The sequence below is a fragment of the Candidatus Chloroploca asiatica genome (assembly GCF_002532075.1).
GTDB lineage: Bacteria > Chloroflexota > Chloroflexia > Chloroflexales > Chloroflexaceae > Chloroploca > Chloroploca asiatica.
In genome coordinates this window covers 89,871-105,254 of record NZ_LYXE01000110.1, presented here as the reverse complement: position 1 = coordinate 105,254, position 15,384 = coordinate 89,871, and the positions used below count along the sequence as shown (strand labels likewise).

General features: G+C 56.8%; 17 protein-coding genes. 6 read left to right on the top strand and 11 right to left on the bottom strand.

Annotated features, from left to right (window positions below; genetic code table 11):
* Positions 1-128 precede the first annotated feature (128 nt).
* On the top strand, positions 129-896 hold the full coding sequence (locus A9Q02_RS14605) for a hypothetical protein (protein WP_097653823.1): 768 nt from the start codon (positions 129-131) through the stop codon (positions 894-896).
* A gap of 8 nt (positions 897-904) precedes the next feature.
* Here A9Q02_RS14605 and A9Q02_RS14600 read toward each other — a convergent pair whose 3' ends face one another.
* The gene (locus tag A9Q02_RS14600; protein WP_097653822.1) at positions 905-2,518 is read right to left on the bottom strand and encodes an ArnT family glycosyltransferase; all 1,614 of its coding nucleotides are present in this window, start codon (positions 2,516-2,518) and stop codon (positions 905-907) included.
* A gap of 190 nt (positions 2,519-2,708) precedes the next feature.
* On the opposite strand from A9Q02_RS14600, the gene A9Q02_RS14595 reads away from it, so the two are divergent.
* The gene (locus tag A9Q02_RS14595; RefSeq protein ID WP_172450997.1) at positions 2,709-3,686 is read left to right on the top strand and encodes a glycosyltransferase family 87 protein; all 978 of its coding nucleotides are present in this window, start codon (positions 2,709-2,711) and stop codon (positions 3,684-3,686) included.
* A gap of 62 nt (positions 3,687-3,748) precedes the next feature.
* Here the strand turns inward: A9Q02_RS14595 and A9Q02_RS14590 are convergent, their stop codons facing one another.
* The 6 genes from A9Q02_RS14590 to A9Q02_RS14565 form a co-directional block, all read right to left on the bottom strand.
* Complete coding sequence (locus tag A9Q02_RS14590) at positions 3,749-4,552, bottom strand: methyltransferase domain-containing protein (RefSeq protein ID WP_097653820.1); 804 nt, start codon at positions 4,550-4,552, stop codon at positions 3,749-3,751.
* 82 nt (positions 4,553-4,634) lie between these two features.
* Positions 4,635-5,597, bottom strand: a complete 963-nt coding sequence (locus A9Q02_RS14585; RefSeq protein ID WP_097653819.1) for a lysylphosphatidylglycerol synthase transmembrane domain-containing protein — start codon at positions 5,595-5,597, stop codon at positions 4,635-4,637.
* A 49-nt stretch (positions 5,598-5,646) separates the two neighbouring features.
* The gene (locus tag A9Q02_RS14580; protein WP_097653818.1) at positions 5,647-6,399 is read right to left on the bottom strand and encodes a class I SAM-dependent methyltransferase; all 753 of its coding nucleotides are present in this window, start codon (positions 6,397-6,399) and stop codon (positions 5,647-5,649) included.
* Between the two features lie 72 nt (positions 6,400-6,471).
* Positions 6,472-7,251 (bottom strand): methyltransferase, encoded by a 780-nt coding sequence (locus A9Q02_RS14575; RefSeq protein WP_172450995.1) that lies wholly within the window; start codon positions 7,249-7,251, stop codon positions 6,472-6,474.
* A 139-nt stretch (positions 7,252-7,390) separates the two neighbouring features.
* Entirely contained in the window at positions 7,391-8,317 is a 927-nt protein-coding gene (locus tag A9Q02_RS14570) for a hypothetical protein (protein ID WP_097653816.1), read from the bottom strand.
* Positions 8,318-8,351: 34 nt separating this feature from the next.
* The gene (locus A9Q02_RS14565; protein WP_097653815.1) at positions 8,352-9,191 is read right to left on the bottom strand and encodes a hypothetical protein; all 840 of its coding nucleotides are present in this window, start codon (positions 9,189-9,191) and stop codon (positions 8,352-8,354) included.
* 620 nt (positions 9,192-9,811) lie between these two features.
* Here A9Q02_RS14565 and A9Q02_RS14560 point away from each other — a divergent pair.
* Together A9Q02_RS14560 and A9Q02_RS14555 are read left to right on the top strand one after the other, a co-directional pair.
* Positions 9,812-10,207, top strand: a complete 396-nt coding sequence (locus A9Q02_RS14560; protein ID WP_097653814.1) for a peptidase associated/transthyretin-like domain-containing protein — start codon at positions 9,812-9,814, stop codon at positions 10,205-10,207.
* 22 nt (positions 10,208-10,229) lie between these two features.
* Positions 10,230-10,736: a hypothetical protein gene (locus A9Q02_RS14555; protein WP_097653813.1), complete on the top strand. Its 507-nt coding sequence runs from the start codon at positions 10,230-10,232 to the stop codon at positions 10,734-10,736.
* A gap of 60 nt (positions 10,737-10,796) precedes the next feature.
* Here the strand turns inward: A9Q02_RS14555 and A9Q02_RS14550 are convergent, their stop codons facing one another.
* The 3 genes from A9Q02_RS14550 to A9Q02_RS14540 form a co-directional block, all read right to left on the bottom strand.
* Positions 10,797-11,198 carry a MaoC family dehydratase gene (locus A9Q02_RS14550; RefSeq protein ID WP_097653812.1) on the bottom strand — a complete coding sequence of 134 codons (402 nt, stop codon included), beginning with the start codon at positions 11,196-11,198 and terminating at the stop codon, positions 10,797-10,799.
* A gap of 112 nt (positions 11,199-11,310) precedes the next feature.
* Entirely contained in the window at positions 11,311-12,090 is a 780-nt protein-coding gene (gene hisF, locus A9Q02_RS14545; protein WP_097653811.1) for an imidazole glycerol phosphate synthase subunit HisF, read from the bottom strand.
* 24 nt (positions 12,091-12,114) lie between these two features.
* The gene (locus tag A9Q02_RS14540) at positions 12,115-12,870 is read right to left on the bottom strand and encodes a YesL family protein (protein WP_097653810.1); all 756 of its coding nucleotides are present in this window, start codon (positions 12,868-12,870) and stop codon (positions 12,115-12,117) included.
* Positions 12,871-12,983: 113 nt separating this feature from the next.
* Here A9Q02_RS14540 and A9Q02_RS14535 point away from each other — a divergent pair, with 113 nt between their 5' ends.
* Positions 12,984-13,658, top strand: a complete 675-nt coding sequence (locus A9Q02_RS14535) for a phosphatidylserine decarboxylase (RefSeq protein ID WP_097653809.1) — start codon at positions 12,984-12,986, stop codon at positions 13,656-13,658.
* Entirely contained in the window at positions 13,655-14,533 is an 879-nt protein-coding gene (locus A9Q02_RS14530) for a RibD family protein (protein ID WP_097653808.1), read from the top strand. The genes A9Q02_RS14535 and A9Q02_RS14530 overlap by 4 nt, the downstream gene beginning before the upstream one ends.
* Here the strand turns inward: A9Q02_RS14530 and A9Q02_RS14525 are convergent.
* Positions 14,530-15,378, bottom strand: a complete 849-nt coding sequence (locus tag A9Q02_RS14525; RefSeq protein WP_097653807.1) for an alpha/beta fold hydrolase — start codon at positions 15,376-15,378, stop codon at positions 14,530-14,532. The genes A9Q02_RS14530 and A9Q02_RS14525 overlap by 4 nt on opposite strands.
* Between the last annotated feature and the right edge of the window lie 6 nt (positions 15,379-15,384).

The following is a 15,384-nucleotide window of genomic DNA, read 5'->3' as shown; positions in this document are numbered from 1 at the left end:
CACCCGTGGCGCGGTTCGGGTGTGACGAAAACAAGAGTCAATTGGCGCGATTTGGTACAGATAGGGTAGAATGAGTTACGTGTTTTTGTTGTTCGGGTGGTGTTGCACACTCGGACGAAGGTTATACTATGAATCTTCCCTCTTGTAACGATATCCGTGAGGCATTGCTGCTGACGCTTACCAGTACCCACAAGCCGCTGCAGACGCCCGCGATTGCCCGCCATATGCGTCGTTGTCCCGAGTGCATGGCTCTCCGTACTCACATTCTTGGCCTGTTGCTCCCCGGTGCCGATGAGCCTCGCGGCGGTTGTCAGGCGTGCCATGATGCCCTGGCCGCGTATGTTGATCGCTCGCTTGATGCCGGTGCCCGCGCCGCCGCCGTGGCCTTCCCTCAGGTCTGGTGGTATCTCTGGGAGTGCGCCGATTGTACCGAGGTGTTTGTTCGTACCGCTGCGCTCGCGACGGCTGAACGTGAAGGTCAGTTGCTGCCCCCTTTTGCCTCCCGCGTTCCGATACGTCGCCCCGTCCCGTCACCCCCACGTTCGCATCGTCTCCTTGGGCGCATCGCCGTGCCTTCACAAATGGTTGTGCGGATGATTCAGGCCCGTGAGGCGCTGAGTGTGGCCTATGGTGAAGATGAAGATCTCTTCATCACCGAGGTTGAGCAAGAGGGCTATAGTTTTCAGCTCAGCGTGCATCCCCAGACCGATGGCACCTGGGCGATTCGTGTCTGTGTTATTCCGCCCGTTGTCGGCCATGCCGTGGTGCAGCTCGGGGCTAATCGTTATCAGGCCCCCTTCGATGCGCAGGGCATTGCCCAGGTGATCGATCTCTCGGCTGAACAACTGCGCCAGGATCAGGGTACGCTGATGGTGATGATTGAGATGGAGGAGTGAGGTTCGGGTCAGGGTCTGATGCGCTCGAAGACTTTGTACTGGCTGTCTTCCAGGATCAGCCGGAAGGCACCACGTTCGATAACTGGCTCGTAGAGGCGATTCTCGCGTGCAAAACGCCCGACAACCAGGTAATCAGGGTCGTTCTTCAGCGGGTCATAGTCAATCACCACCTCTTCGCCCAGCAGGCTGCGCCGATTCAGTTCGACATGCAGTTGATCCGGCGGGAAGGTGTAGGGCTGGTTGAGCAGAAAGTGCAACTCACTCTCGTAGGTCTCGATGCGCGTCCCCGGTGGCTCGGCGTTGAGCAGCGCGGCGACCCGGAAGGCGGCCTGGTCTTCGCCGGGATAGTAGCGCACCATGGCCTGGATCGTCAGGGCCAGGGCCGTTGTCGTCATAATGATGGCAACCAGTGCCCCGACACCTTGCCAGCTCGGGCTCCGTAGCGTCACAAGATCAGTCAGGCGGCGCATGCTCTGGCCCAGGGCAAAGTTTGCGGTGAAGTCGCGGAGCATTGTCGCGACAAAGATGCTGCCGATTACAACGGGGGGGGCAATATAACGTGGCACCCCTACCGAAAGCAGCACAAACCAGCCGAGCCAACTGCCGATAAAGGCGAGTAACGCCAGCCGCATATACCAGCGGGCCAGGTTGTCATGCGTCGCTTGCTGGTCTGCTTCAAGCGTGCCGTACGTATCTCTTTCCTTGCCACCCGCAGCCATCCCTCGCTGCTGCCACAGGCTCCGTAGCCCCCATCCCAGCGCTACCAGCGTTGGCAACCCCAGAACAAGGAGGACGGTCAGGGCAAACTGGCGGTTAAAGGGGTTCAGGACAAGCGCAATGACCCCAAGGAGACCCTCAACCGGATCGAGGGGCAAAGCTGGATCAACTGGGAGCCACCCGCTCAATAGCCCAAGGAGGCGGGTCGTTCCATAACTGCCAAGCATGGCAAGCCCGACCATCCCGGCGACCCGCCACTGCCGCCAGAGCAACGCGGCGACCAGCGTTGTCCCGAGCGAAGCGAGCAAAAAGGGCGCGGTCTGCCCTTTGCTGATCCAGGCGAGCCCGAGGCCAAGCATGGCGGGCAGCAAGGCCAGCCAGTGGCCCCGCAAGGCCCACCAGAGTGCGAGATAGCCCGCCAGCAGATAGAGCAACATGGGCATCTCGGCGAGCACCTGGCGTCCCTGGAGCAACGGGTGGATCTGGGGATGCATCGTCAAAAGCAGTGCCGCAAAGACGGTTGCCCAGGCTACCTGTCGGCCAAAGAGCCGGTCGGCCAGCGCGGCAAGCAGTAGGATCACCCCAACCGCACAGAATACCCCGAAGAGGCGGCCCTGCCACAGACCCACTCCAAACAGCTTCATACTGAGGCCAACCGGCACCGTCACGACAAACGACGCCTCGAGTCCGCCGCGGGCCAGTTCGCCATCACGCAAACGCCCGTAATGATCCAGTTCGACCCAATGCCGCGCCACCGACAGCGTCCACTCCTCGTCCCACCACATCGGCGGCCCGTCCAGATTCCAGAGGCCAAAAGCGAGCAAGACGACGGTGAGGAGGAGGCATTGAAAGGAGGATGTCAGTCTGGTCTTGGCAGTGTGATCAGTTTGGTGCCCGTTGTTCATAGAGCGGTTTCACTAGACTGGTACAATAGAGTAAGTTTGATAGCGCTTGTCACGTTGTGCGCCCACAATAAGGATCCTGGTTGTGCCTTATTCACGATCAACTCAGCAAACCACACTGATGCGCTTAGTCGCAATGAGCGCTCTTCTGGTTCTCTCATGCGTGCATATCGTCCTTGTGATGCGCTATGCTGTGACTGTCATTCCTCTGGGTGGTGATGCTCGTTCGTATATCGCCGCTGCACGGGTCTTGCGTGAAGGTCAGAACCCAGTCGAGGTGCAGCTTGAACGGTTTCTTCCCGAGGCCGAGGCTGAGATTCCGGTGTACCTCTACCCACCCTTCCTGGCGCTGCTCTTGCTTCCCCTTGCGCAGTTGCCCTATCCTACCGCGCTTGCGCTCTGGATGATTCTGGTTGGCGTAACAACGCTTGTGCTCATCATTGTACTGCAACGTCTGGTTCCATGGTATGTCGCGTTTTGCGGTGTGCTCTTCTTTTTACCAACCTGGCAGTCGCTCTGGCTTGGGCAAATTAACGCGTTGATTGCGGTACTTCTGACGCTTGCGCTGCTGGCTTGCTTGCAGCATCAAGATGTGCGTGCTGGCGTTGCTTTAGCTATTGGTGCCCTGTTGAAAATCACACCAGGCTTGAGTTTGCTTGTCCTGGCTGTTCACCAACGGTGGCGTGGTCTGGTCGCTGCTGCCGTAACCGGATTGATCGTGGTGGTTGGCTCACTCCTTCTTACCACCATTGATGTCTGGTATACCGGATCGCTCTATGCCGCAACCAGCACGTGGACGTCACCCCTTTTGCTCTCGTGGACAGCCATCCTGCGTCAGCAGCCTGGAAGCGTAGCTACGGTTGGGCCACTTGTTGTGACCGCGATCATGCTGCTCGTCAGCCTGCTCCGCATGCGTCAGATCAGTCCGGCCATGGGTTTTGCCGTGAGCATCATTCTGCCCCTCCTGATCGCAGGGGTGGTCTGGCACTACTCGGCCGTCACGGTGCTCCCCGCTCTTGCCGTGCTGTGGCAGCATAATGGACGCGCACGCCTACTTGCGCTGGTCACGTGGGCTATGATCTCGCTCATAGGAGGGGTCTTTCAACCGATCATGCTTACGCTCTGCTGGCTTGTTTGTTGCTGGCCGGAACTGCTAGGGTCTGAGGCGTAAGTGAGTTGCTCGCAATGCCTTCCTCTGGATCATCGTCAAGCTCGACGTTGGCATTGAGGATACTACTCTTGGGCTATCTTCCTTGCCACAATCACCAGTTGCCCACAGGTCAGTTCATCACGGGTATACGCACTGAGTTCTGCCTCGAGTACGGGGGTGAGCCACTGTTCGCCTTCGCGTAGATTGCAGGATACCTTGAGTATTTCAAAATGTCGTGCAAAGGTTTCGAGATACTGGTGTTTGCGCCATTGGTTGAGAGGGACGGTAAACGGTCGTCGCCGCTGGCGTAGATGATCCCAGGGTTCGGCCCCTTGTGGGAGCGTCCGTAACGGGTATTGCGTGAAACTGACATTATGCCCACCCGACGGGCTCGTAAAGAGATGGATGCCAATCCACAGCATGCCTCCTGGACGCACAACACGGGCCAGTTCTTGGACGACCGCAGGTACATCCAGAAAATGCTCGAAGGCTGCTTGCGAAACAGCAAGATCAAAACTATCGGCAGCAAAAGGTAGAACCGTAACATCGCCTCCCACTAATCCTTGCGCGGCCATGGCCGCTTGGTTTAGACCCAATTGCGCCGCAAACATCCGCCGCAAAACCTGGTACGCACTTCGCTTCCAACTGCTACCTGGTCGATTGACATAATCAATGCCGGTCACCTGATGGTGTGCCTTGCGCAACAACGCATACTGTGGGCGCAAACTCCCGTTGCCAACATCGAGGATCGCACGCGGTTGACGGAGATCAAGCCAGGGCTCAAGGTCACGGATGCGCTGGGCATAGGTCTCAGCCTCTTTCGCGGCCCGTTGACCGGACAGCATCTGCCAGGCATAACGTGGGTAATCGCTGGGAAGGGGGCTCATAGGGGTTCCTGGTACAACGGTATCTCACTGCATACGGTACGTTACAAATGGCTGGCATATGTACCGCAAGAATCCATCGGGTTTAGGGTTTATGGATATCACGCATCTGCTCTTGGGGAGGCACCTGATTGCCTCGAATACCGAGGTGTAGCGCGAGGAGGCCCCCAAGTAAGCCAAAACCTATGATAAGCGTTCTGATCACGAGCGCAACCGAGAGCGCTGCAGCTGTTTGTATGCCATAGTTGACCAGGACGAGCACATAGACACTTTCCATTACCCCAAGACCATTGATGCTAATTGGGATCAGCATTGAAAGCGAACCCATGACAACGAGCCAGATGGCTGCTGCTGGCAAGCTTCCCTGATCAAAGGCTATGAGGATACACATATGGGTGAAGACTAGACAGAGAGCCGAAAGAAGAGCGAAGCTATAACCAAGGATGAAAGAGTGCGGTTGGATATCCGTTGAAAACTGTTTCAGGCTTTGCGACAAGGGCGTGAACCACAAGAATCGTGTCCACCAACTGGTTATGAGTCCCAGGATCAACCCGATCAGGATCAACCCTATGGTAAGGCTATAGGGGAGGCTTGAAAAAAATTTGGCAAAGTAGGCGGTTATGCCAGGCGGAAGACCAAACACGAAACCTGGTACGACGAATGAGAGCAACCCAACGAGGCCTAAGATGCGATCACTGCCAACAGATAGCAGGCTGGAGGAAAGCGAAGCCTGTCTGCTCAGCAGAACTGCGCGAACGCCATCTCCGCCGATGCCTGTGGGTAGAAAATTGTTACTAAAAATCCCCGCTCCATAGTAGCGTAAGAGTAAAACAAAAGAGACACCTGACGGAGGAATGAATAGTTTCCATCGAAATATATTAATCCAATGGCTTACCAGTACGAATAGTGTGCCTAAGAAGATCCAGTTCCACTGGGCATGACCTAGAATATGTCCAAGATCCGTCCAGTTTGCCTGCCAACTGAGCCAGACAATCAGCCCAAGGGTTACGATTACTTGAATGTTCCGAAGCCACCGTTTGCTGTGCATACGCTCCCACTAAAGTATAGAGTACTCCCATCCTGATTGTGAAACTTTCTCATGCATCAAACTTTCGTTCAGCCAAAATGAAAATTTCATCACCAATACGAGAAGAATTGAATAAAAAAACCATATAAATTAAATTCGAAATAATCTTTCTTGTTAATCCAAACTTGCCTGTTGTACCTCGCATATCAGTTAGATCGAGATAATCTCGGTAAAGAGGGGAATAAAATGGAAAGCCCCATTCTATGACCCGCTGCACCTTGAGACCAGCCTCTTCAACCTTGCGTACCAGTTCACCGTAGCCATAGTTACGGACATGTCCGACTTCGCCTGCCTCGAAGCCCCGCATGCGCCCCTGCACCGTTGAAATGACTACATACTTGCCCGTCATTGCGGCGAGATGGCGCAGTGCTGCCTCATCATCGACAATGTGTTCAAGCACCTCACTACATACAACGAGGTCAAATTGGCGTTGGAGATGATCGCGTTCGAGGTCGAACACACAAAACTTTCCATCAGGCACCTGTTGTCTTGCCATCAGGACAGCTGAAGTAGAAAAATCTGAGCCAAATACTTCGACATGTGGAAACTCGTGGTGGATTTCAGCTAGCAATGAACCTTGCCCACACCCAATATCAAGTACACTTGTAAATGCAAGTGATCTGATGAGCAGCTTGATATTTCGACGAATATGGCGTGACATTGGGCCATATCTTTTCACATCGTCCCATTTGGTTTCCCAACCATAACTATACTTATCCAAAGACATCGCGGGAAGAGGTTTGATATTTTGTTGTTTATTCATGTTTCTCGCTGGGTCAAGACTTCAGGTTGCTTTCCTATTCGGAGAGGTGCATCTTGTCAGGATGCAAGCGACTTATTCCTTATCGCCTTGCGTAAAAATAAATTCGTTAATTCCAGTGGGAGCTGAGTCTGATGCGATTTTGCGTAGATGGAAGCCAAGAGGTATAACGAAAATCTTAACTTCTTGAACTGTAGCATACTCATAAGGGTAGCCCCCCACCCAATCAATCACATCATACCAAAAATCCATACCGCGTTGCTTCTCTAGGGGGTTGCGTTGGGTGACCAGCAACTTGGCTAGATAGATAACAGCAGCGAAGAATGGAATCATAATACGTTGCATGAGAGGTGGTACTCGATTGTAGAACCATTTGATCCCCTTCCAGATGGGCGAGGTGCTGTGGCGCTTGTAGAGGCCCAGGACGAGCGTCCCACCTGGTGCAACTCGTTGGGCTGTGTTGGCAATTGCTTGCCACATTGCCCCAGTATGGTGCAACGACCCCCAGGCATAAACAAGATCAAATTGTCCAAGACCTGTCAGTGCATCCTGGTCAAGTGCCGACATCTGGTAGAAGGTAATCGGGGCTGTGGGGCTTAACCGGGCTTTGTTGTGTTCTGAAGCAGCAATTGAGCGCGGATTGATATCAATCCCAATAATTTCTTTGGCTCCAAGTTGATGTGCCGCAATGGCAAACAACCCGCTTCCACAACCGACATCAAGTACGCGCAGATCTTGCAAATTATCACGGCCAAGGAGTTGCTGAAGCGATTGAGCTGCGATGATAAGTCGTTCTTCATCAACATATTGAGCAGAGAACGCTTGCCAATTTGCGCCGAAATCAAAGGTAAGCATGACGTACTTCCTGATCCTGAGTCTTATCAGGCGAGGCAATCTCGAAACAGATACCACTACATACTCGTTGCGCCCTCGCTCTCCACTTGCCACACCGCCTCTATTGTAGCAGATGGGCATTACCGATGTGAGACCTTACTTAGAAAAGCCGCATGCGCATCATCAAAAACACCATAACCCGCTGCACACTTGCTTGTTGCCACAGCACGATGAGCAAGGCTGGAAGGTAGACGAACATCAAGAGGTATGGCTCGCTATACCACAGCGAAGGATGTTTGTGCCAGGTAGACAGGATGCCGATCCATGCCGTAAGGGTTAGAATGAGCATCTGCCGTCGTGTTTGCGGGATCATCCATAACAAGAGTTGGTCGTAGAAAAAGTAGTGCTGCGGGGTGATCGTCAGCAGAAACAAGATGCGCGCTTGCCGGTTACGCCAGAAGAAGAGGCTTGTGAGCAATAGGGGCCCGGCCCATGTGAAGACAGGAATGAAGCCCTGGTACTGGCCTGTCTGCGCAATCCAGCGCACCGGCCAGTCAGGCATCACAAGCAGTGATAGTCCCACAATGACCCCTGTGCCGATGAGCGCGTATCGGTTCCAGCGCATGGTCAGCGCGACCGGCAGCGCCAGCGTTGGCTTGGCAAGCAGCAGGGGAGCGAGCATCGGGAAGAAGAAGACCGCCATCAAGAGCGGACTCCACTGAACAGTTCTGAGTGCTAGAAAGTACGAAGGTGAGACAAAGACAATCAAGCGCCAGTACTGCCCATCACGAAGCAGACCATAGGCAAGGAGGGCGCTGCTACCCCCAAAGAAGAGCATGATGCCGAGGTTGTCGGGCAGCAAGGCCCATGGCATGACGACGATGGCGGCGGTGAGGGGGTAGGGTACAAGATTTGGTGACACGGGATGCCGGTAGGGATCACGGTTGGCAAGCAGATCACGGGCAGCTTGAAAGGCCCATCCGATGTCGGTCAAGACTTGGTCAAAGTTGGGGTGAATGGCATTGATGAGCAGGCCAGCAATGATTCCGATGCTGCAGGCAAGCCACAAGCGTGGTGAGGCCATCATGGTTTGTGAGGGGCTTCGCATTGTTCGTCTGTCACTATTTGATGATCAACCCGACGCCCGCGACGACAAATAAACCTATCAATACGGGCGTATGATCAATCGTTGGGTATAGGATCGCTGTCCACGACATAGTGGACATCAATGCTAACATCCACAATTGATTTGGGCCATGCCAAAGCAGGACTTGATCGTGCCAGGGCCGTTGGGGTGTAAGGCAAAAGATCAAAAACCAGAGCCGTTTACGATTCAATCCTCTGTAGTGTAGCAGAATGGCTAGTAGGCCTCCAAGAGCGAGTGGAGCATAAAGTAGGGGGAGAAATCCATCATATGAATCAACCTGTGCGAGCCAACGGGTCGGCCATCCAGGATCAGCGAGCCAGGTGAGCGCAAGAAAGAGGCTGGTGTACACTATTTGTCGCCATCGCACGTTGGCGAGAAAAATCCCCATCCCAAGTTGTGGTTTGATCGGTGCCAGCCACGTGAGCTTTGGCACCATCAGTATCGCAAGAAAGAGAATTCCCCATTGGGCATAGATGACGTTGTACCAGAAGGGCCAACTTGCGAGAACCCAGAGTTTTGCCAGGTTGCCACTTTGCACAATTCCATAGACGAGGACACTGGTTGACAATGCGACCATGCCTGCGCCAACAATATCCAGGGGCAACCAGCAAGCAAAGGGTAGTAAGACAAGAATGGTTGTCATCGGGTTGGAAGGCCATCCGTTGGTTGGATAATCATAGGGTGGTTGCCCTGCCCACCAGAGTTGGGCAGACCCGTACGCGAGCCAGAGATCATTTGTTTGCCATCCCTGGGTCAATCGGGTGCTGCCTACGATGAGTCCAATCGTAAGGGCAAATAATAGTTTTTTTATCATATTTTTAAGCTAATAAAAATTATTCTTATCGCCCAATCCCCTCACCACCATCCTGCCCTGCGCCGCCATGCTTGCGATGATGATCGATGAGGCGAGGCGATCCTGGGGCGAACGCGCCCTTTCGCGCTGGCCTCTATTGTAGCAGATGGGTAGAGGCGTGCGAATACGGGCCTGAGGGCTACGCTCAGGGCGATTGCATCATACGAAACCGGATACAACCATACGCGCTCTGGGGCAGCAGGTGCATGCAACCAGCGGCGCAAACGGCGGCACCCGCCCCTGTAGGGGCACCCCTTGCGGGTGCCCCTACAGGGGCGGGGGCCGAATCCGGTGTACGGGCACCCCTTGCGGGTGCCCTTGCGGGTGCCTTGGCGGGGTGCATACACGGAAGATGCAATCGCCCTGTCGCGCTCCCCGTTGCCTTTTTCGTAATGCGCCTCTGCTATGCTAGATCCAAGACCTTTCCAATAAGCTCACGCCAAGCCGCCAAAGCGCGAAGGATGAGCGTGCCTCCGCTCAAACCGTTGCGCCTTTGCGTCAAAAAAACTTTGCGCCTTTGCGCCTTTGCGTCAAAAAAACTTTGCGCCTTTGCGTCAAAAAAGCTGTGCGGAGGTGGTTCGATGCGGTCTGATGCGAATCCTCGTTTGCCCCGGCCTCGCCCTGGTTTGGAACACTTTAATCGTGATTGGTTTCATCGGCGGCGCTTCTGGATCTGGGGTGCCGTGGCTGTTATTGTTCTGCTCGAGTTGCTGCTGGTGCTGCGGTTGCTCTTTCCCGCTGCCCCCGGTGGCCTCGATGGGTGCCTTGCGTCGCCCGAGGGTGCGCCCGTGACGGCGATGGTGACCGTTGGTACGCAGCGCAAGGCAACCTATGCTGATGGCTGTTTCTTTTTTGCCGAGCTTCCGCCGGGTCGTCAGCAGGTGGTGCTTGAGCCAGTCGTTGGTGCGCCGGTGCGCTTTGAGGTGGAGATTGTTTCCGATCAGGCCCTGACACTTGGGACGCTGATGATTCCGTGATGCTGCGCAGAGGTGGTGTGTGATGCTTCTACATCCAGGAAAAACAGGCCAAGGCCAGTCGCTGGTTGAATATAGTCTGTTGCTCGCGCTGGTGGCCCTGGTTGCCCTCGGTGCTCTGGCGCTGCTGGGGCGCGGCGTTTCGCGGGCGTTCGAGCAGGCCGCAGGTGCGCCGTCGGTGCAAGATCTTACCGCCGATTTTCTCGGTCGGATCAATGCGTTTTATCAGCTGAATGATCGCTGGCCGCGTAGCTGGGGGGACGCCCGTTTTACCGATCTTGGGCTCGATCCGGCTGATTGGAGTCAGCCGGTGGCCGGGGTTGTCTGGAATCCGAATGGGCCGCGGATCGGGTTGGCGAATCGGCCCGGCGATAATTTGCAGATCTATGTCACTGATCGGGATAATAAGGTGCGGAAGCTCTATGATGGCTGGAATATCTGGTGCGAGGCGGCTGATGGCAAGTGCTATTACCATACTGTCGCCCCCGAAAATGAGGTCGATCTGAGCACACTGGTGGTGCGTGAGGAATAGGGTACGATATGCCAACAGGCCAGCTAAGCTGGCCTGTTGGCATATCTCTTACCGTGATACCTATTCGTAGAAGACGAGCGATTCGCCGTCAACGACGGTTTCACCGTTCTGGTTGACGACGCGGGTTGCGAGGGTGGCGATTGGTTTGTCTTCGCGTAGTTCGGTCACTTCGACGGTGGTGGTGATGGTATCGTTGATGTAGATTGGTTTGCGGAAGTTGAGACTCTGTTTGAGGTAGATGGTGCCTGGCCCCGGGAGCCGCATGCCAAGTACGGCTGAGATGAGCCCTGCGGCAAGCATGCCGTGGGCAATGCGTCGCCCAAAACGTGAGTCCTGGGCGGCGATATCGTCTATGTGTACCGGGTTTTGATCGCCACTTACGCTTGCAAACAGTACCACATCTGCTTCGGTGATTGTTTTGCGCATACTGGCATGTTGTCCGATATGCAGTCTGTGCTCCATTATATTCCTCCAGGATTGCCAGCCATGGGCTGAAGCAGAAGCCGGGGGCGTCAGCCCGTCCGCGCCCCGCCATGTGTATCGTACTCGGTGCAGTTACGTAGCGCGTGTACGGTTACATGCGGCGCATTGGCACGCCCTGTTCGCTGAGGAAGGCTTTGACCTGGGCGATGGTGTATTCGCCGAAGTGGAAGATCGAGGCGGCTAGGACGGCGTCGGCCCTGCCTTCGGCCAGGCCTCGGTACATGTCGTCGGGCGAACCGGCCCCGCCCGAGGCGATGACGGGCACCGGCACGGCGTCGCTGACGGCTTGCAGCAGTTCGAGGTCGTAGCCCTGTTTTTGCCCGTCGGCGTCCATACTGTTGATGCAGATCTCGCCGGCCCCGAGTTCGACGCCGCGTTTGATCCATTCAATCGCATCGAGCCCGGTCGGGCGCGGGTTGGCCCCGGTGTGGGTAAAGACCGCCCAGCGTGGCGGCTCGTCGGCGGCATTGATCCGCCGGGCGTCCACCGAGAGCATGATGCACTGGCTGCCAAAACGACGGGCACCGTCTTCGATCAGCTGGGGGTTGAGCACGGCGGCGGTATTGATCGAGACCTTGTCGGCCCCGGCGCGCAACATGCGGTACATATCCTCGACGGTGCGCAATCCGCCACCGACGGTGAGCGGGATAAAGACTTGGGCAGCGGTGCGTTCGACGACCTCGTACATAATGGCCCGCTCGTCGCTTGAGGCGGTGATATCGTAAAAGACCAGTTCATCCGCGCCTGCGGCATCGTAGTCCGCCGCGAGTTCGACCGGGTCGCCGGCATCACGGTGGTTGACAAACGAGATCCCTTTGACGACGCGACCGGCTTTGACATCGAGACACGGAATGATCCGTCGGGTAAGCATAGTGCCATTCTCCTGCGGTAATGCTTATTTAGGCCGTACCTGACCTTTGCGGCCTCGTTCTTCCCCCTCGCTCACCGCTGTCGGGCCACCGGTTGCTTCTTCCCGTCGCCGACGGGCTTCATCAACAAGCTGCTTGGTCGCTCGTGCGCCCCAGACGGCAAAGAAGCTGAAGGTGAGCATCAGCGGTACGATGATGAGCACCAGGCTTAACCCAAAGAACAAGCCCATCAACACCAGGGTTACCAGCGTATAGATCGGACGGCCCATGACCATCAAGAATGTATTGCGCACAAGCACACGCAGGGTTGGCTCCTCTTGCAGATGCACCAGCGCTGGCGCGTAGATCAGGGTGGCAAGCCAAAAGAGCAGCATGTAGAACCAGAAGACCACCATCAGAACGCTGAAGATGCTCTCACCACCATAAAAATTGAGGTTGAAGATAATCGTGACAAACCCGGTGAGCCAGATGGCGGCCATTATCCAGCCTGTGCGGGCGTAGCGTCGCATCCCCTCAAAATACTCGTTGAGCTTGACGGCGCGCCCATCAACGACCCTGTAGGCCACAAAGGATAACCCTGCCGTCGCAGGGCCGGTCGGCAAAATCCCGGCTAGCACGGTCAATCCGGCCAGCAGTGGCTCACCTTCGCCAAGCAAGAAGTTGGCAAAGATCCAGGTCGGGAGACAGAGCAGTGCCCAGATTAGGTTACAGACGGTCAGGACGACAATCTCGTCAAAGAAATCCCGCACCGCACTGCCAAAAGCTCGAAATGGGTTTGACATGCTTTCTATTATAACAGTTTCTCTAGTTGCGTTCATGCGATGGCCGTGCTAGAATCAGGAGATAGAGGATAAAACAAGCTTACTAATGGGCACCTGCCCCGACAATACGCCTTATGCCAGAGCAGACACTTCCAAATGAACGCCCGCAACTGATCCCCGGACTTGATCCTGAGGCGACGCCTCTGCTCGGGCTTGGGCTTGGATTGACCGGGTTGACCCTTGGTTTGCGCCCTCGTTTCGCCGCCGTGCCGCTTGCGCTCACCGCGCTGACCGCTGCCCTCTACCGCGACCCCGAACGCACCACGCCCTATGAGCCAGCGACGCTCTTTGCGGTCGCCGATGGCGTCGTGCTCAATGTTGATGATGTCTACGAGCATCGGTTTATCCATTCCGATTGTCTGCGGATCAGCATTGGCATCAGCGCACTGAATGTGCCATTTGTGCGGAGTCCGGTTGCGGGGATGGTGCGCCTGGTCGAGCATGTCGCAGGCGAGTTTCGCTCGGTTGGCGATGCCGAGGCCGGTGATCGCAATGATCGCATCTACCTCGGCCTGCACACCGAGTGGGGGCCAATCCTGCTGGCGATGATCGCCGGGCCAATTGGCCGCCGCCTCGTCTGTCGGGTGCGTCCTGGCGATCGGGTTGACGCCGGTGCGCGGCTTGGCACTGCCCGTTTCGGCACCCGCGCTGACCTCTATCTGCAACGCGATTCGGCGCGCCTCCAGGTGCAGAGCGGTGATCGCCTCACGGCTGGGACGAGTCGCCTGGGGATGGTTGTACCTCTGTGATTGTGCCGTATACGCTGCTTTTTGATGAAGACCGGGGCAGTGGCCCTGGTCTTCCTTTGCTTTTCCAGGCGCTGTACGGGAGCGATTGGCGCATGCCGCCCGCGCCCGCCGAACGTCCCTACATCTTCACCAATTTTGTGGTCTCCCAGGATGGACGCATCTCCTTTGATGAGCCGCACCGTTCTGGTGGGGGCGAAGTGAGCCGCCACGCTCCTCATGATGTCTGGCTGATGGCCTTGATCCGCGCCCGCGCCGACGCGATCCTGACCGGCGGCGGGACACTGCGGGTCGCTGAACGCCATCGCTGGACGCCGTGGGAGACGTTTCCGTCTGCCGAGGTGGAACTGGCGGCGCTCCGGGCTGCCGAGGGTCGTCAGCCGTTGCCGATGCTGGTGGTGATCAGTGGCCGCGGTGATCTGCCTGCCAGTGCGCCCGCGTTGCATGTCCCTGGTCAACCGTTGCTCATTGCGACCACCGCCGCCGGCGCGGAACGCGTGCGTGCCACCTTGCCCGACCATCCCAACCTGACGATCGTCGTGGCCCCTGGGGAACGAGTTGAACTCGCCCCGTTGTTCCAGACCCTGCGCGTTGAGCATGGCATCACGACGCTGCTGAGCGAAGGTGGCGCACGGATCTATGGCGAACTGCTGCGAGATCGCCTGATTGACGAAGTCTTTACCACGCTTAGCCCGATCATCGTCGGGAATCGTCCGCCGCCCGAGCCCCCGCGAACCAGCCTTGTCGAAGGCACCGCCTTTAGCCCTGACGATCCCCCGCGTTTGCGCCTGGTTAGCCTGCGGCGGTTTGAGGATTATCTGTTTCAACGGGCGATGATCGTACCCCCGGCTTCTTCGCTGATAAAAAAGCCAGCTTAGCTGGCTTTTTTATCAGCATTTACCCCCCGTGCCCACGCCACAATCACTTCGGCGACGGCTTCGGGTTGTTCCATCGGTACCATGTGGCCGCCGGCGACTTCGGCGAGGTGCGCGTGCGGGGCGTAGCGTTGTAGCTCGACCCAGCTACGATCGATGATCAGATCTGATTCTGTGCCCCGAATGATGAGCAGGGGGACGTGAATATGCCGCAGGGCGTTCCAGGCGTCAATTGGGGCCAGCCCAAAGATGTGTGATTCCCATGCACGCGGCCAGGCGAGTTCGAAGCCGCCGTCGGGGGCCGGGCGCAGGCCGCCTTCGAGGTAGCCGTCGAACGCCGCCGGGACAAAATTGGCAAAGGCGCCGCGCCCGGTGTAGCGCGTGCGGGCTTCGTCGTGACTGGCAAAACGATCCCGTCGTCGCGCTGCGCCCCGTGCCAGCGGGAAGTAGTGTTGCAAGCCGCGTTTGCGCATCAGCCAGAGCACCGGCAAGAGCAGGTGCGGCAGCAAGACCGGGTCGATCAGGACGAGGCCTCGAAAGCGCTCGGGCTGACGGGCGGCACAGTAGAGGCTCAGAATGCCGCCGAGCGAGTGGCCGACGCCAATAATTCGTTCGTTGCCAAGGTAATCAAGATCGGTGGACAGATCCGCTGCCAGATCGTGCCACGAACTGATACTTGCGGGCGGGTGCGTGCCTCGTAGTGGGCGCGGACGGTGGCCGATCACCCGGAAGTGTGGCGTCAGGGCTTCGGCAAACGGACGGTACGTTTCGGGTGGAAAGCCGTTGGCTGGGGCCAGGTGCAGGATCGGCCCCTGGCCTCCAAAGGCAAGGTGATTGGTTGGATGCATAGGTTT

Coding starts and splice junctions, on each gene's coding strand:
- A9Q02_RS14600 (WP_097653822.1), bottom strand. CDS start 2,518: ATGAACAACGGGCACCAAACTGATCACACTGCCAAGACCAGACTGACA.
- A9Q02_RS14570 (WP_097653816.1), bottom strand. CDS start 8,317: ATGATGGCCTCACCACGCTTGTGGCTTGCCTGCAGCATCGGAATCATT.
- hisF (WP_097653811.1), bottom strand. CDS start 12,090: ATGCTTACCCGACGGATCATTCCGTGTCTCGATGTCAAAGCCGGTCGC.
- A9Q02_RS14550 (WP_097653812.1), bottom strand. CDS start 11,198: ATGGAGCACAGACTGCATATCGGACAACATGCCAGTATGCGCAAAACA.
- A9Q02_RS14575 (WP_172450995.1), bottom strand. CDS start 7,251: ATGCTTACCTTTGATTTCGGCGCAAATTGGCAAGCGTTCTCTGCTCAA.
- A9Q02_RS14585 (WP_097653819.1), bottom strand. CDS start 5,597: ATGCACAGCAAACGGTGGCTTCGGAACATTCAAGTAATCGTAACCCTT.
- A9Q02_RS14525 (WP_097653807.1), bottom strand. CDS start 15,378: ATGCATCCAACCAATCACCTTGCCTTTGGAGGCCAGGGGCCGATCCTG.
- A9Q02_RS14580 (WP_097653818.1), bottom strand. CDS start 6,399: ATGAATAAACAACAAAATATCAAACCTCTTCCCGCGATGTCTTTGGAT.
- A9Q02_RS14555 (WP_097653813.1), top strand. CDS start 10,230: ATGCTTCTACATCCAGGAAAAACAGGCCAAGGCCAGTCGCTGGTTGAA.
- A9Q02_RS14535 (WP_097653809.1), top strand. CDS start 12,984: ATGCCAGAGCAGACACTTCCAAATGAACGCCCGCAACTGATCCCCGGA.
- A9Q02_RS14560 (WP_097653814.1), top strand. CDS start 9,812: ATGCGGTCTGATGCGAATCCTCGTTTGCCCCGGCCTCGCCCTGGTTTG.
- A9Q02_RS14540 (WP_097653810.1), bottom strand. CDS start 12,870: ATGTCAAACCCATTTCGAGCTTTTGGCAGTGCGGTGCGGGATTTCTTT.
- A9Q02_RS14605 (WP_097653823.1), top strand. CDS start 129: ATGAATCTTCCCTCTTGTAACGATATCCGTGAGGCATTGCTGCTGACG.
- A9Q02_RS14590 (WP_097653820.1), bottom strand. CDS start 4,552: ATGAGCCCCCTTCCCAGCGATTACCCACGTTATGCCTGGCAGATGCTG.
- A9Q02_RS14565 (WP_097653815.1), bottom strand. CDS start 9,191: ATGATAAAAAAACTATTATTTGCCCTTACGATTGGACTCATCGTAGGC.